At 38.6% G+C, this 16,784-nt stretch carries 14 protein-coding genes; 9 read left to right on the top strand and 5 right to left on the bottom strand.

Annotated elements, in window-relative coordinates:
• Positions 1–47 precede the first annotated feature (47 nt).
• Positions 48–1,151, bottom strand: coding sequence for a type IV pilus assembly protein PilM (gene pilM / locus V6C71_12865; GenBank protein ID HEY9769364.1), 1,104 nt, complete (start codon positions 1,149–1,151; stop codon positions 48–50).
• 369 nt (positions 1,152–1,520) lie between these two features.
• Here pilM and V6C71_12860 point away from each other — a divergent pair, with 369 nt between their 5' ends.
• From V6C71_12860 to V6C71_12835, 6 genes are all read left to right on the top strand, one after another.
• Positions 1,521–2,819: a sugar ABC transporter substrate-binding protein gene (locus tag V6C71_12860; GenBank protein ID HEY9769363.1), complete on the top strand. Its 1,299-nt coding sequence runs from the start codon at positions 1,521–1,523 to the stop codon at positions 2,817–2,819.
• 996 nt (positions 2,820–3,815) lie between these two features.
• A complete protein-coding gene (locus V6C71_12855) occupies positions 3,816–4,331 on the top strand; it encodes a transcriptional repressor (protein ID HEY9769362.1) in 516 nt (171 codons plus the stop codon).
• An 809-nt stretch (positions 4,332–5,140) separates the two neighbouring features.
• The gene (gene cynS / locus V6C71_12850) at positions 5,141–5,584 is read left to right on the top strand and encodes a cyanase (GenBank protein ID HEY9769361.1); all 444 of its coding nucleotides are present in this window, start codon (positions 5,141–5,143) and stop codon (positions 5,582–5,584) included.
• Positions 5,585–5,675: 91 nt separating this feature from the next.
• Complete coding sequence (locus tag V6C71_12845; protein HEY9769360.1) at positions 5,676–6,110, top strand: nuclear transport factor 2 family protein; 435 nt, start codon at positions 5,676–5,678, stop codon at positions 6,108–6,110.
• A gap of 207 nt (positions 6,111–6,317) precedes the next feature.
• Positions 6,318–7,754 carry a VanZ family protein gene (locus V6C71_12840; protein HEY9769359.1) on the top strand — a complete coding sequence of 479 codons (1,437 nt, stop codon included), beginning with the start codon at positions 6,318–6,320 and terminating at the stop codon, positions 7,752–7,754.
• Positions 7,755–8,444: 690 nt separating this feature from the next.
• The gene (locus tag V6C71_12835; protein HEY9769358.1) at positions 8,445–10,148 is read left to right on the top strand and encodes an iron uptake porin; all 1,704 of its coding nucleotides are present in this window, start codon (positions 8,445–8,447) and stop codon (positions 10,146–10,148) included.
• 73 nt (positions 10,149–10,221) lie between these two features.
• On the opposite strand, the gene V6C71_12830 is transcribed toward V6C71_12835, so the two are convergent.
• The 3 genes from V6C71_12830 to trxA form a co-directional block, all read right to left on the bottom strand.
• On the bottom strand, positions 10,222–10,467 hold the full coding sequence (locus V6C71_12830; GenBank protein ID HEY9769357.1) for a hypothetical protein: 246 nt from the start codon (positions 10,465–10,467) through the stop codon (positions 10,222–10,224).
• 36 nt (positions 10,468–10,503) lie between these two features.
• Positions 10,504–11,586: a 3-dehydroquinate synthase gene (aroB, locus tag V6C71_12825; GenBank protein HEY9769356.1), complete on the bottom strand. Its 1,083-nt coding sequence runs from the start codon at positions 11,584–11,586 to the stop codon at positions 10,504–10,506.
• A 147-nt stretch (positions 11,587–11,733) separates the two neighbouring features.
• Positions 11,734–12,051, bottom strand: coding sequence for a thioredoxin (gene trxA / locus V6C71_12820; protein HEY9769355.1), 318 nt, complete (start codon positions 12,049–12,051; stop codon positions 11,734–11,736).
• Positions 12,052–12,194: 143 nt separating this feature from the next.
• Between trxA and fabG the strand changes: the two genes are divergently transcribed.
• Positions 12,195–12,959: a 3-oxoacyl-[acyl-carrier-protein] reductase gene (gene fabG, locus V6C71_12815; GenBank protein HEY9769354.1), complete on the top strand. Its 765-nt coding sequence runs from the start codon at positions 12,195–12,197 to the stop codon at positions 12,957–12,959.
• A 221-nt stretch (positions 12,960–13,180) separates the two neighbouring features.
• On the opposite strand, the gene V6C71_12810 is transcribed toward fabG, so the two are convergent.
• Entirely contained in the window at positions 13,181–13,654 is a 474-nt protein-coding gene (locus V6C71_12810) for a GNAT family N-acetyltransferase (protein ID HEY9769353.1), read from the bottom strand.
• Between the two features lie 376 nt (positions 13,655–14,030).
• Here V6C71_12810 and hisG point away from each other — a divergent pair, with 376 nt between their 5' ends.
• Both hisG and V6C71_12800 read left to right on the top strand, forming a co-directional pair.
• Complete coding sequence (hisG, locus tag V6C71_12805; GenBank protein ID HEY9769352.1) at positions 14,031–14,657, top strand: ATP phosphoribosyltransferase; 627 nt, start codon at positions 14,031–14,033, stop codon at positions 14,655–14,657.
• A 137-nt stretch (positions 14,658–14,794) separates the two neighbouring features.
• Positions 14,795–16,639, top strand: coding sequence for an ABC transporter ATP-binding protein (locus V6C71_12800; protein HEY9769351.1), 1,845 nt, complete (start codon positions 14,795–14,797; stop codon positions 16,637–16,639).
• Positions 16,640–16,784 lie beyond the last annotated feature (145 nt).

The raw sequence follows: 16,784 nt of genomic DNA, 5'->3' as shown, positions 1-16,784 counted from the left end.
TTACTCAATGTATTTTTTAGGTAACATTATGATAATTTTAAATAATTTTAAACCTCCCTTATTCCCAAACCTAAAACAATTCCCAAGCCAGGGCGATTGTTGGGAGCAATATCTTGACTAACATTTAAACCTAAAGTGGCAATAGGATCGACTTTCATAGTAGGTAAATTTAATTTTTGAGTAAAAAATTCATCTACTTGATTAATTCCTGCTCCTGGTCCAGCTAATAGTAACTGAGCAATTTCTAAATCTTCGCTTTGATTAATATAAAAATTTATTGACCGACTCAATTCTTCCGTTAATTCGCCGAGAACTTTCAGCAAAGCTGCTTGTCCTGACTCAATCTTTGATAAATCTATATCTCCTGAATCTCTTATGCCAGTAAAAACGTCAATATCGTGTAGTATTTCTGTTCCACCAGTAGCTGGCAAATTCATTGCTTGAGAGAATGCAGCACGCATTTGATAAGTACCAATAGGAACAGTCCTAGAAAACTGAGGAACTCCTTCAACTATGATCGCAATTTCTGTACTATCAAACTCCAAATCCACTAAAACTACAGCCTCTTTAGAACCAAAGGAGCGTAATTGCTCTCTAATAGTTCTAATTAGAGCAAAACTATTAATCTCTAAAACTCCTATTTCCAGATCAGCTTGCTTAAAAATTTCGGTGTATAGATCGGTTATCTCTCTTCTGGTAGCAACTAACAAAACATTGACTTTTTCAATGCCATCTTCATCCATAAAATAGCCTAATTTGGCATAGTCCAAATCCACCTCTTCTCTGGGATAAGGCAGGTGCATTCCCGCTTCATGAAGCAAAACCATATCTTTAAGTTCTGCTTCATTTAATTCTGCGGGAACAGGAATTACTCGAATAATAGCTTCCCGCATTGGCACGGCCGTCGCTACTTTCTTAGCACTAATTTTATTATTTTTGAGAGTATTTTTAATCAATTCTGATAAAGTTAAAGTATCAACAATTTCTCCATCTTTATACACTCCATCAGGAATATCAGCCGAAACATTTTTAATTAGTTTATACTGCTGTCCTTGTTTGGCTATTTGAGCAATATTTATTTTTTGAGAATTGATTTCAATTCCTACATTGTCGCCTTTCTTAGCAAATATATTAGTTAAATTATTCAGCATACCCCTGTCCTAGGTAGTATTTCAAAATTTGTACCTTATGATTAGATATAACAATCTGACTTAAAATCAGATTGTGTCAAAGCATTGAGAATTTACTCTTAATAAACAAAATAGAGTTAATATCTTAAATTCTGTTTCTCAACAATTTGCCAAATAGCTAATTATTAGTTAAGAAATATCAGATTTATTAAATTATAGGCTTACTCACATTGGACATTGTAGCTGCTAAAAACAGATTTTTAGATAAGTAGTAGTACCGAAAAAAACACAAGTGGTATATATAATCATAGTTAAAATTACTTATAGATATTGCCATTTTCACCTATAAGTAATATGGTTTGATCTATTGTTTATATTTAAATTTAAGCGGTGAGAAGAATCATCTTTACCAAAAAGTTAAGCAGGTACTTGTTGTTTGGCGTAATTTTAAGTGGGTTATTTGGCTGTAATCCTCAAGCAAATTCTAATTCTAATCAGCTTGAGTTTTGGACAATGCAGCTTAAACCCAACTTTACTGAATATTTTGTTAATTTAAACCGTACTTTTGAACAGCAGAATGAGGCACTTGAGCTACGTTGGATTGATGTTTCTTGGTCAGCTATGGAAAATAAGATTTTGACCTCTATTTCCGCTAGTACAGCACCAGATGTAGTCAATTTAAACCCCAAATTTGCTTCACAATTAGCTACGCGCAATGCTTGGCTAGACTTAGAAACAATAGTTCCTCCTGAAGTAAAGGCGACTTATCTACCGAAAATTTGGCAAGCCAGCACCATTGAAGTCTGTCAAGAAAATAATTGCAACGAGCAAACATTTGGTCTTCCTTGGTATTTAACTACCACCATTACTGTTTACAATAAAAAACTCTTGACCGCAGCCGGTATTAATCAACCGCCTCAAACCTACTCGCAATTGGCACAAGTTGCTAAAATAATCAAAGAGAAAACGGGTAAATATGCCTTCTTTATCACTTTTGTACCTAGTGATTCGGGAGATGTTTTAGAGTCTTTGGTAAAAATGGGCGTAAATTTAGTAGATGATTCAGGAAAAGCAGCTTTTAATACTCCAGAGGGCAAAGCAGCCTTTCAATATTGGGTAGATTTATACCAGCAAAAATTACTGCCTCCAGATGTATTGACTCAAGGTCATCGTCGCGGAATTGAACTATATCAGTCTGGAGAGACAGCTTTGTTGGCTTCTGGTGCCGAGTTTATTGATAGCATTACTAATAATGCCCCAACCGTAGCTGAAGTTTCTGCTGTTGCTCCACAAATCACTGGTCAAACAGGCAAAAAAAACGTGGCGGTAATGAATTTAGTTATTCCTCGTGATAGCGATAAATCGGAACAAGCACTTAAATATGCTTTGTTTGTGACTAATACAGAAAATCAGTTGGCTTTTGCTCAAGAGTCTAATGTTCTTCCTTCGACCACAAAAGCAGTAGAGCAATATTTAAAGGATCTTAAACAGCAACAAACTAGTTTAAAAGAGCAGGCAAAACAGGTTAGCGCAGCGCAGCTTGAGGATGCAGAAGTTTTAATTCCCGTTCAAAAAGATCTTCAAATCTTACAAAAAGCAATTTATGAAAATTTACAAGCTGCAATGTTGGATGAAAAAACTGTAGAACAGGCGGTTCAGGATGCTGCCGATGAATGGAATCAAAAATAGAGAAATCAAAAATTCATTCAAAAGTCACATTGTGCTAAAGCATACACCTTCGGATATCCTGCGGGAAGAGGAAAAGTCAAAAGTCAATCAGAAGTCACCCCGTCCCCTAGTCTCTGCCTAAAGTCAGCCAATATCGGGTACACTCAATGCGATAAGTACAAGCCGCTTCGCGACGCGATTGCCCGTGCATGACTCCTAAAGGACGACGCGAAGGACGCGCCTCCAGGCGCTAATCCTTTAGGGCTAGTGCTTTAGCATACCGCTTCGCATATAACTTCGTGTCGCGTAGCAAGTCGAAGACTCAGCTAGTTATGCACGGGCATAAGGATTCAATAAATGAAATTTTTAGTACAATCAATCGTCCTAAAGGACGGGGCTTTAACCCATTTATTAAACGGTAATAAATCAAATTTTTTATATTGGATTACACTTTATTTTTTGAAATATTTCTATCAAATAAATTTATATAATATCTATTGAGAGCAGAGAAGCTACAAGCTCTGGTAGAATAGCGGGGAAGCTACTATTACTTAATTTAAAACTTAAAGCATAATCAGCGTTGTTGGTATTTAATAAGCAACCAACTTGCAGAACAATCTTTTTCTAAAACTTGAGATGCAAACCAAGCAAGATTATTTTTTCCCTGTCATATAACTAAAAAAGATATTGTGACTACTATAAAAAATTTTAAGGTTTTGTATTCTCGACGAATCATGACATCCAAAAATTAGTATTTTGACTAAAATATGTATATTCAGACAATTATTACTTTGTCTTCAGTAAGAATACTACAGCTAAATAACTTTCTTCTACCGTCTTGTCATGGTTAGTTCCTCCTAATTAGGCAATAGTGTTAAAATTAAGATTAAGCGATCGCATTTTTATTAGAGTCAAGCAAAATCGCAGCTAAGTATTCTGTAACTAAACTTTATTGCAAAGGTTGATTAAAAATCTTATTATTGTCAATAAGCAGCAAATAATTGATAAAAGATTGGTATGGTTGACTATACGGCATCTTCTTTAAAAGCCGAACTCAATTCTCGAGGTTGGCGCATGACACCTCAGAGAGAAAAAATCCTGCACGTATTTCAAAATTTGCCGAAAGGCGATCACCTCAGCGCGGAAGAATTGCACGCTTTGGTGGAACAACGGGGAGAACCGATTAGCCTGTCCACTATTTACCGTAGTGTAAAATTAATGGCACGTATGGGAATTCTGCGAGAATTAGAACTAGCAGAAGGACACAAACATTATGAGTTAAATCAACCTTACCCCCACCATCATCATCATGTTGTTTGTATTCAATGCAACAATACAATTGAGTTTAGAGACGACACTATTTTAAAACACAGTTTAAAGCAGTGCAAAAAAGAGGGGTTTCAATTAATTGATTGTCAATTAACGGTAATGACTATTTGCCCCGAAGCGATTCGTATGGGTTGGCCATCAGCTTTGCCCATAGACTGGTGCTGTACGCGGGTTGTTTCCGAAAGAGAAGCTAAAAAGAAATAAATATTGCGTCCCATCCAGGGCAAAATAGTTAAGCAAAAGTGCGATCGAGCAGGATCGATCTATACTAATTAGCCAATATTTCTTATTAGCAGAAAATTTAGAATATCAGTAAAAGAAAGGGGTATTAGATGCGACCAAGAGTTTACCCGCATCTAATTTAATTTAAAGTCAAAGCAATACCAATACCAATAAATATTTTAGCTTTCCCGACGGGAAGCCCCACGCTCTGTAAGATCGCACGAGCGTCTATCACGGATAAGCTTCGAGACCGAAGGGCGGAGTGCGGTTTATCCGTGAATCCGCGATTGGCAAATGCTAAATTTAAACTATACTTATTTATCGAATTTACCCACCGGCCGACCAGCAAGCATTGATGCTTGAATGGTTGGAAATTTGTCGTCGGTTGTATAATAGATGTTTGCGCGACCTCAAGGATTGGCTTAATTCGAGAAAGTGTAGTTTTTACTCTTGCTTTTTGAATCGCGAATACATAACATCGGCAGATGTTCTCTTCCCTAGTTACTTTGAACAAAAAAGACAACTTAGCCTAATGGAAAAAAACTAATCCTTGGTTACAAGCTGTTCATTTTCAAGTAACTCAAGACGTGGTTAAACGACTGCATAATGCTTGGGAAGCATTTAAGTGTGTAGAGTCGAGCCTATAAGGGAATCCCTCGCGCGAAAGAGCGATGGGAGGTTCAAATCGAGAAACCAGGGCAGTAAAAGAAGCCTAAATCAAACCGTAGGGACGTTTGGCGACATGCCCTCACAATTAGTTGATTTTGACAGAAAATTAAGGAGCAAAAATTATGGCAATTTCGGAAATTACCGAAAAATTATTAGCAGCAAAAAAAGAAAAGGGAATAACCTTTGAAGACTTGGAACAAGCAGTTGGACTAGATGAAACCTGGATCGCATCAGTGATCTATCGTCAAGCTAGTGCCAGCTTAAAAGAAGCCACTAAAATCGTCACCACCTTGGGTTTACCCGAATCAATGGCTGAACCTCTGACTATCCCACCGCTTAAAGGTTCGCTTGAGCCTCAAATTCCTACCGATCCCTTAATTTATCGGTTTTATGAAATTATGCAGGTATACGGAATGCCGATCAAAGCGGTAGTTCACGAGAAATTTGGTGATGGCATCATGAGTGCAATCGACTTTTCGGTAGAAGTTGAAAAGGTTGAAGATCCTCAAGGCGATCGCGTCCAGATCGTTATGTGTGGTAAATTCTTACCCTACAAAAAGTGGTAGCTTCTTGAAGAGATGAACTAGCAAATAGCGAGATTAACCTATTGCTAGTCTGTCATCTTGTTTTGTTATAAATGACGATACAAAGACAACAATGGAAACCAAACCACCTTTTCCCCCATTTACCCTCGAAACCGCCAAAGCTAAAGTCCAAACCGCCGAAGATGGCTGGAATGGGCGTAACCCCGAAAAAGTCGCCCTTGCATATACAGTTGATTCCCAATGGCGCAATCGTGCCGAGTTTATCAATGGTCGAGAGGAAATTATTGTTTTTCTCAAGCGTAAATGGGCTAAAGAATTAGACTATCGTCTCCAAAAAAGACTCTGGACTTTTACGGATAATCGTATTTCTGTCTGTTTTGAATATGAATGGCACGACGACGGTGGCTTTTGGTATCGTGCTTACGGTAACGAAAATTGGGAATTTGCCGAAAATGGCTTGATGAAAAGAAGAGAAGCCAGCATTAATGACGTTCCCATTCAAGAAGCGGACAGGAAATTTCTGTGGCAAAGAAAGATAAATAAATAAACCTCGAAAAAAGCGATCGCTTGGGAATTTTTTTTCTGATTAAGCTTATGAATCAAGCACCTCAACCTTGATACAATGTAGCGGAATGATATGCAGCTTTGTTAGATGCAGGAGAATTATTGTTTTGTCAGGGATATGCTCGAGCTTATCGCAATTTTTTCTGAGAGATTATTGAAGCGGGAATTGAACCAAAAATCTTTCTAGATAATGAGTATTAAAAAAAGACATCAACGCCGGGGTTATCTATTGCTTATTGCTAGCTTGTCTGCAATCTGCGTTGCTACGATATTTCCCTTTAAATTTGTAATTCCGCCAGGATTTTCGGGACGGTTTGTCATTGAGGAATTTAACTTTGGCAGCAACGTCAAGGATTATTTACAGAACATTTTGTTGTTTATTCCGTTTGGTATCAGTTTAGCTTTTATTGTCGATCGCCCACAGCGCAACACTGCGATCATTTTAATTGTTGGTTTAAGTGGTGCGATGGTATCAACTGCTATTGAACTAACACAGTTTTTCTTACCCATTCGTGTTTCTAACCTTACCGACATCATTTATAACAGCTTGGGGGCTACTCTCGGAGGTATTTTATACTGTTGGCGTAGCGATATTATTCAGCTAGCAATTGGTATAATCAAAGGCGATCGCCGCAAGCTTAGTTTAAAGTCTTTACTTGTGGCAATTTTTAGCTATTGTTCGATAGTTATTTTAGGAGTATGGATTTTATTAATTAACGTTAATTTATCTAATTGGAATGAAGACTTTCCCCTAGTAATTGGCAATGAGGCAACAGGCGATCGTCCCTGGAACGGGTATATTAATAATTTGTATATTTGCGATCGTAGTTTAAGCAAATTTGAAGTAGAAAAGGCATTTGAGCAAGCAGATGCTTTTTTCCCGCAATTATCCAGCTTGGTAACGGTTTTTAATTTTGATAATCCACAAAACTATTATCTTGATAATAGCCATCATGTTGCCAAATTATTGTGGCAATCGCCAGATTCATCGCCAACAAATCATCAAGATATACTAAGTAATTTATCTAAACATCAAGAATCAGCAAATAACCTAATACCACAAAAATTAGGAGTTTTAGTAAATTCAAAACAATGGCTAAAAACCGCTCAACCAGCAACTTTTCTTACTGAAAAATTAAAGAAAACTGACGAGTTAACTCTGTTTCTGACTATTTCTACTAATGATATTAATCAAGACGGGCCAGCTAGAATTCTAGCCTTATCAGATGGAATTTATACTCAAAATCTGATCATTGGTCAGGAAAAAACAGGCTTAAATTTTCGTTTGCGAACTCCGATTACTGGAAGCAATGCTACTCAACCAGAGTTTATTATCCCGAAAGTTTTTGATACCAATAATTTTCACCAGATTCTAATTACTTTTGTCAATAACCAGCTGAATTTCTATGTAGATAATTTTGAGCGTAAATATTCGTTCAAATTCACCCCCGCTATTACTTTTTTAGTTTGTTTTCCTTGGCAAAAGCAAAACTGGAAGATTAATCTTAAAGAATTTGACATTATTAGATATCAGCAGCTTTTTTATACAATGATTTTTGTTCCTTTTATTTTGTTGGCTAGTGTTTTAGTTTATTATCTAGCTGCAAATAAATCTGTCTTTAAATAAAATATGTTTAGGATTGTGAATTAAATAACTTACAAATTAGGTAGTGGCGCGTCAGGCTTTATTTGAGTCATTAGAAAAGTCCCCTAAAGGATATGCCCGTGCATGATTCCCGTGCATGGTATATCCGTAGGTGTATCCGCTATAGACACCTTCGGTCACACTAGCTTCTTACAAAAGTTGCTCATGGGGGAAACCCCCAAGACCGCACTTTTGCGCTTCGCGTCGTCCTTTAGGAGTCCTTTAGGACTAGCTCCGCATATCCTTGACGCAACTGTCTCACTTTTAGCTTTTTTAAATTTTATTATTGTGGTCTACTGATTTGAGCGCGGGGGATGCGCCCGCAGGTGGCGCATATCCAACCGTGCTGTTGAAAAGCGCAGTAACAGCGAGTATTGCTAAATTAGAATCACGTACAAATTATCTTAAAATAATGTTAACTAATGTTTAGTTATTTTGCTAAACATTGCAAATAAAATATTTTACTTCAACAATTTTCCCCAATGCTCGTTTTTTTACCAATAGATTTTAAGAAATGCCAAAATAAAAAGAGATTAAAATATCATGATTTAATTCGATAAAATGCTAATGTTTAACACCAGTGTTTAAGTTTATTACTAAATAAACTTCAGAGTCAAAATCAATGATATAAGAATCTGAGCCTGATTGTGGTGTGAGTGAGGATTATTGTCAATGTTTAGGTTATGGGGAAGAATTTATCAATTAGCCCCTGTTTTTGCTATTTATGTAATGTTATCATCAAGCATTGATGCAACTGAAATACCCAAAAACAAGGAAATAAATTTCAATAAGCCAAATAAAATTAGCTTAAAAATTGCAGAGCGTAAAGCAAATTTCGCTGATAATTTGAGTTTAAAATCTAACCAGATTAACTTATTAATTACTCAGGTAAATAATATCGAACAACTGAATGATATTAAGCCTACGGATTGGTCTTACGAAGCCTTAAAAAGTCTAATTGAACGTTATGGTTGCATTGATGGATTTCCCAAACGGACAACGCAAGTAGGGGAAGAAACCTTACCAGACGTTTCCTCTCAAGTTTATCGAGGTCAACAAAGTGTTACTCGTGCCGAATTTGTTGCTGGACTTAATGCCTGTTTAAACAAAATTGAAAAGACGATCGCGCTTTCTGAAGATGTTGCTCAAACAGATGTAGAGACGGTTCTGCGATTAATGCAGGAGTATCAAACAGAGTTAGCGATTCTACAGGGTAGGACAGACGGATCTCAGGCAAGATTAGACGATTTGTCAGTAACTCAATTTTCTACTACCACTAAACTAAGAGGAGAAGCTATTGTTGGCTCGGGTAGCATTTTATCGGGAAACAGCGAAAATAATACTAATAGTACTATATTAGGCAGTAGGCTCAGACTAGAATTAGCAACTAGCTTTCAAGGAAACGATCTGCTGTTCACTAGATTATCCCGCAATGGCTTTCCTGGCTTTGAATCTGCGCTCGGAACTTGGCAAGGCAATCTAGCTTTTGCCGAACCTGATGACGATGATTTGGAATTGGATGCACTACATTACTCCTTTAGTATTGGCGATCGCTTCGACTTTATTATAGGTGCAGCGGGGATAGATGCTGACGATATTGCTCCGACAGTTAATGTTCTTGATGGCGATGGAGGTTCAGGGGCAATTTCGGATTTTGGGACGCGAAACCCTTTGTATTATGGTCCAAGAGATGCTGGATTAGGAATTACCCATCGTCCCGTTGAGCGAATCGAGATTAGTGCTGGCTATTTAGCTTCTCCTGCCAATGAATCAAGTTCGGGAAGTGGTCTATTTAATGGTCCTTATAGCGCGTTAGGACAAATTACCGTTACACCTTTTCCCAGCCTTAATTTGTCGGCTACTTACGTTCATAGCTATAACCAAAGCGACACTGAAACAGGTACAAATCGAGCAAATCTTCGCTCGCGCACTGCTGAGTTGTTCGGTCAAGAAGTTCCCACTATCAGCAATTCCTATGGTTTAGAGTTATCCTGGGCAATTAGCGATCGCCTAGTCATTGGTGGTTGGGGTGGATTAAGTAAAGTCAGTAATCTTTCTACCCTTAATCAACAAATTGATCGTGGGACACAAGACATCTGGAACTGGGCAGCAACCCTAGCTATACCAGATTTAGGCAAAGAAGGTAGTTTGGCAGGGATTGTAGTGGGAAGTGAACCCAAGGTTACTAATTCTACTATTGATAATCTTCAAGAAGACAGCGAGCAATCTCTACATCTTGAGGCTTTTTATCAATATCAGGTCAACGACAATATTGCGATTACCCCTGGAGTAGTCTGGATTACTAAACCTGACGCCAATACTCGAGATCTTGATAATTTAGTGATGTGGACAATTCGGACTACCTTGAGTTTTTAGATAGTTTTCAAATAGTTTTTAAAACTGTCACGATCACAATCATTTGTCATTTGTTAGTAAGAATCACAATAGTTTAATGATCTTGAATTAAAGAAACTTCAGGTTGAGTTGGTGTCGGTGATTCGGGTTGAAACTGAAGCATAACCCAATTGATTATTCCTGATAAGAATGGCAGGGCAAAACAAACTACCAAAGCGATCGCTACCCAACGGAAAATAGCAGGTCTTTTTTTGCCTTCTGTAGGATAACCACAGCTAAGACATATTTCTGTTTCTGCTGCATTAAGAGTCCCGCAAACTTTACAAGGTTCTAGAGCCATAGATAACATTTAATATTTAACATTGAGCATTTAACATTATCCTAAAGCCTGTCTGATTATTTCTGGAGTTACTCGATCGCTAATAGTAACCTTGCCGATCGCTATAGGCAAAATAAAGCGAACTGTTCCTGCTTTTACTTTCTTGTCGCTTTTAATAGTTTCTAAAATATCTTCGATCTTTAACTCAGGCGGAATCTCTGTGGGCAATCCTGCTTTGGCAATCAAAGTATGTTGGTGATCGGCTTCTTGCTGAGTCCATAAATCCATTTCAACGGCAATTTTTCCGGCTGCCACCATACCAATAGCCACTGCCTCGCCGTGAACAAACTGCTTGTAGTGGGTTAAGCTTTCTACTGCATGACCAATAGTGTGTCCGTAATTAAGAATTGCCCGTAATCCTGCTTCTTTTTCGTCTTGGCTAACTACTTCGGCTTTTGCCTGACAAGAACGAGTAATGATGATCTCCAACAGTTCGTTACCGACATTATCTAAACTATCAAGGCGATCGCAGTGTTCTAGTTTGGTAAACAGATCCTCATCCCAAATCACTCCGTATTTAATTACCTCTGCCATTCCTGCCCGAAATTCTCTAACAGGCAAGGTTTTTAATAGATTTGGGTCGATCGCCACTAGTTTTGGCTGATAAAAAGCACCAATCAAATTTTTGCCTTGAGGATGGTTGACTCCTGTTTTCCCACCGACAGAAGCATCGACAATTGCTAACAAAGAGGTTGGTACTTGCACAAAATTTACGCCTCTCAACCAAGTTGCCGCCGCAAATCCCGTCATATCGCCAATAACCCCCCCGCCTAAAGCTATAAATGTAGACGAGCGTTCTAAATGATTAGCTTGTGCAGTGTCATACACCTGTTGAATCGACTCAAGGGTTTTATGTGTTTCCCCCGCGGGTATCAAATGAGTATAGGTTTCAAAGCCAGCCTCTTTTAGGGAATTGAGACAGGCATCACCGTAATGATTAAAGATTTCTGGGCTAGAAATAACTAATACTTTGTTGCCAATATTCAGTTGTTTGATTCGACTACCCAACTGCTTCAGGCTATTAGGGGCGATCGCGATCGCATAAGAATCTTGCGGTAAATCAACGGTTATATTAGGCATAATTGGCTGTCACTTATGAGTCAAAGATATTTAAACCAGTCTAAATTGGCAAGAGAAACAATTACAACTATCTCAGATTACTGTTTAAAGCGATATTAATAATTGACAAACAACAGTAGCAACTAATTACACCTAATGCCACTTTATTTAAACCAGGGTATTTAGATGCTGAATTAGCTGTTGTGCTTGCAATACACCTTCTATTCTTTCGGCTGGTTGACCGTCTTTAAAGAGAACTAAAGTTGGCAAAGCCTCTATTTGATACTTAGAAGCCAGATTTGGATATTTATCCGTATCAATTTTGACTACTTGAAGGCGATCGCGTAAATTAGCTCCTACCTGTTCTAAAATTGGAGTCATCATTTGACAAGGACCACACCAAGTTGCGTAGAAATCTACTAAAACAGGGATACTGGAATTTTCTAATAAATCTTCAAAACTGGAAAATTGCTTTTTAACTGCCATAGAGATCGCCTTGTATATAACTTATTGAGTTGCGAAGCGAAAATTAGTCTAAAGAGACTAGTTAGCCTATATGATAGCTAAGTCAGAAGGAAACTTTAGTAATTTTATTGAGTTTCTTAAGCATATGCAAGGAGGGGCAAGCTATGGAATTACTCCCGGAGAATTTACAGCATTTAAAAGAAAAGGTTGCAGTAGTTACGGGGGCTTCTAGAGGAATTGGTAAAGCAGCAGCTTTGGCGTTAGCTAATCAAGGGGCAAAAATTGTAGTTAACTATGCTCGCTCTAGTGATGCTGCCGAGGCTACGGTACAAGAAATTGCTCAGGCTGGAGGAGAAGCGATCGCTTTACAAGCGGATGTCTCCAAGAGTGATGAGGTAGACAATCTAATTAAAGCAACCCTTGATAAATTCGGACGCATTGACGTTCTCGTGAACAACGCTGGTATTACTAAAGATACTTTATTGCTGCGCATGAAGCCCGAACAATGGCAAGCAGTGATTGACCTCAATCTAACTGGGGTTTTCTTGTGTACCAAAGCCGTTAGTAAAACCATGCTCAAGCAACGCAGTGGCAGAATTATCAATATTGCTTCCGTTGCGGGACAAATGGGTAACCCAGGACAAGCTAACTATAGTGCAGCTAAAGCTGGGGTAATTGGTTTTACTAAAACTGTGGCAAAAGAATTAGCCAATCGTGGTATCACCGTTAATGCCGTTGCACCAGGATTTATTGAAACTGATATGACTAACGATCTTAAATCAGATGATATTATCAGCTTTATTCCCCTGGGTCGTTATGGCAAACCCGAAGAAGTTGCAGGAGCGATCCGCTTTTTAGCTGCCGATCCCGCAGCAGCCTATATTACAGGTCAGGTATTTAACGTTGACGGCGGTATGGTGATGGCTTAGATCGTTGTGGGTTTTATGGTTGGGAATAAATATGGTTCGTCCTAAAGGACAACGCGAAGCTTATACTGAAGTCACTCGCTTCGCGACGCGAAGGACGCGAAGCTAATCCTTTAGGGCTAGTCATGCACGGGCATCGTCCGAAGGTGTCCCTGAACGGATACACCATGCACGGGAATCATGCACGGGCTTTAGCTATTAGCTCTTGGCTTTTTAAGCAATTATCAATTGTCAATTGTTACTGGAAGTTGTTCTTGGATTCGTCGGGCTAAGTCTTCAGTAGATTTGGAGTTACATAACACCATAGTTGTGGTTTCGTTACGCTCAAAGCCAATCCGTTCGTAAAAGCTCTGTTGATGGGTGGTGGTCAAATAGACTCTTTCCACTTTGCTAACCAGAGGATGAGATAGGACTGTTTGCACCAGCTTTCGACCTAAACCCACTCCCTGATAATCTGGATCGATAACCACATCCCAAATAGCAGCGCGGTAAACACCATCAGAATTGGCTCTGGCAAAACCGATAAGGCGATCACCATCCCAGACAGTGACAACAGGATTGCTATTGGCGATCGCCAATTTGAGATCTTCTATGTTTCGTTCTCTTGCCCAAAAAGCCGCTTTAGCCAATAAATATTGCAATTGTCCGAAATCTACTTTCGATTGACCAGTACAGAACTGAATATGACTACAATCCATTGCAGTTGATACCTCCATCTAAATTCTTAAAGGAAAATACCCTAACGCTACACATTAAATAGGCTTAATTTGCTTTTATTGGGTGTGGTGCTAAACACAAATTATGTTTTCAGGGATTTTTCTATATTACTGCCATGATTGCCACATTTTAGCTAATTAGGCACGATTTGTATGGCTATTTCCTGACATTCGGTTTACTGTTGCTCGGAACAATTAACGTTAGAAACAATTACTTTTTTAATCTATATACACGATAAGCTATTTAAGGTGAAATCAAGTATTAGCAAAGAACACACTAGTTTAAGTTAAACTGACTACACCTCAAAAACTAGGAAAATAGCAATAAACAATTAACCATTAATAATTAATAATTCCTATGATTACTATTGCCTTACCTAAGGGCGCATTATTAAAAGACAGTATCGAATTATTTTGCAGCGTCGGCTTAGATTTTAGTGCCTTTTTGGATAAAACCAACCGCCAGCTACAGGTTGTCGAGCCGACTAATACTGCTAGAGCTTTGCTAGTAAGGGCGCAGGATGTACCCGTATACGTAGAGTATGGTCAAGCACAACTAGGAATCGTCGGCTATGATGTGCTGCGAGAAAAACAACCCGAAGTTGCTAATTTGACCGATCTTAAATTTGGCTATTGTCGCCTATCTGTAGCAGTACCTAAAACCAGCTCCTATCGACGCTCTGTTGAATTACCGCCCCATGGTAGAGTGGCATCTAAATTTGTCAACTGTGCTAAAGAACATTTTGATGGTATCGATCTCCCTGTAGAAATTGTCCCATTATCTGGCTCAGTAGAACTAGGACCAATTACGGGAATGTCTGAAGCTATTGTTGATTTAGTTTCTACAGGAAAAACTCTCAAAGAGAATGGCTTGATTGAAATCGATGTGCTGTATGAAAGCAGCGCGAGATTAATTGCTCATCCCTTAAGCTACCGTTTAAATCGCGATCATCTCAGCGGTTTATTAGAAAAGCTGAAAAATTAAATAGCTACTAAAACCGATAGATATAACATCCTCGCTACGATCAGTCATAATTTGTAATGAACGGTTTACTTAAATCAGCTAAGAGATAAGGGTCAAAACCCTATAGATATGCTCTGTCTCAGTTAAAAATAAATTTTATGACTGTCGCTTCTCCAAATCCAAAAACTAAAATTAAAAATCAAGACAATGACTGGCGATTATTTCTCAAGCTAATACCCTATGCTCGTGAAAGCAAAGGAACATTAATATTTTGTTTAATTTTATTAATACCGTTAGCAGTAGCAGGTTCAATTCAGCCTTTGATTATCGGTCAAGCTATATCATTGTTAAAAGATGAGCCAACCTGGAGTTTTATCGACGGAGTATCCAATGCGGAGGGTATTAATCTCTTAACTGGTTTGTTGTTATTAACAGTTTTAATCAGGCTAATGTTTGCTTCGGTTCAAGGCTACTTAGTCCAGAAAATTGGACAAGAAATTACTGCCGAAGTTCGACAAGATTTATTTACTCACGTGACTGCTTTAGCATCGAGCTTTTTTGATCGCACTCCCGTTGGTAGGCTGATTACCCGTATTGCTAGCGATGTAGAAGCTTTAGGAAATGTTTTTGCTAGTGGTGCAATTGGGATAGTGAGCGATTTTGTTTCTATTCTGGCAATTTTAGGGTTCATCTACGTCACTAACTGGAAACTAGCGTCTATTTTGGTTGCAATGCTGATTCCTGTCACGGTACTAATTATCTATTTTCAGCAGCAGTATCGCAAAGCCAACTACAAAGCTAGAGAAGAACTTTCAAAGCTCAATTCCATGCTGCAAGAAAATATTGCCGGAATTAATGTTGTTCAGTTATTTCGACGGGAAAAATATAACAGCGAAATGTACCGCTCAATTAATGAACGTTACCGCCTAGAGGTTGATAAAACTATATTTCATGATTCGGCTGTATCCGCAACGTTAGAATGGATTGCTCTAGTGGCAATCGCCGCAGTTCTTTGGGCTGGGGGTATTTTGGTGCTACAAGACACCATGACTTATGGAGCATTATCGGCGTTTATTCTGTATGCTCAACGGTTATTTAATCCTCTGCGTCAGTTTGCTGATAAATTCACCATGTTCCAGTCTGGATTTACGGCGATCGAACGGATTACTGAATTGTTAAACGAACCGATTGAAATTAGGGATAAAGTCATTTCTATCGCTGAAGGACACCGTACTTTATTAACAGAGACAGCTGATGATTCTGGGACAGCCAAAACTGGCGAAATTCGCTTTGAAAATGTTTGGTTTGGCTACAAAAGCGGTGAGTATATAATTAAAAATCTCGATTTCACGATCAAGCCTGGAGAAAAAGTAGCGTTAGTTGGTCCTACGGGTGCGGGAAAAAGCTCGATTATTCGTTTGTTGTGCCGTCTTTATGAACCTAGTCAAGGCAGAATTTTAGTAGATGGAATTGATATCAGAGACATTCCCCAAGCAGATTTACGACGCTATATTGGCGTAATCTTACAGGAAAGCTTTTTGTTTGCAGGAGATGTCAAACGAAATATCACCTTGGGCGATAATTATTCTCTTGAAGAAGTTAAACAGGCTGCTAAGTTAGTGAATATCGATCGCTTTATTGAAGATTTACCCGAGGGTTACAATACAATCTTGCGGGAGCGAGGCACAAACCTTTCTGGAGGACAAAAACAGCTTTTAGCTTTCGCACGGGTAGCCATTCGTAATCCACACGTCTTGATTTTGGATGAGGCTACTTCCAGCTTAGATGTCTCTACCGAAGCTTTGATTCAACAAGCTTTGGAACAGTTATTAATTAATCGTTCGGCAATTATTATCGCCCACCGCCTTTCGACAATCCGCAACGTAGATAAAATTTTGGTGTTAAAGCGAGGAGAACTAGTAGAATCTGGTAGTCACGATGAATTATTAGAAGCTGAAGGTTTGTATGCCAACCTTTATAAGTTACAGATGCTAGGTCAGTGATCGTATCAAGTTGAAGTCAGAAGTCAGAAGGGGCAAGGCAGTGCCTATGCCTTCTGCCGTTGCGTAGCTGCCGAAGGCATAGACATATCGCCCCTACAGGAGTTATTTAGACCAAACATGGAGTTAATCAAGAAAAGTTTTAATA

Source organism: Coleofasciculaceae cyanobacterium, assembly GCA_036703275.1.
Lineage (GTDB): Bacteria > Cyanobacteriota > Cyanobacteriia > Cyanobacteriales > Xenococcaceae > Waterburya.
This window is presented reverse-complemented; position numbering and strand designations above follow the sequence as displayed.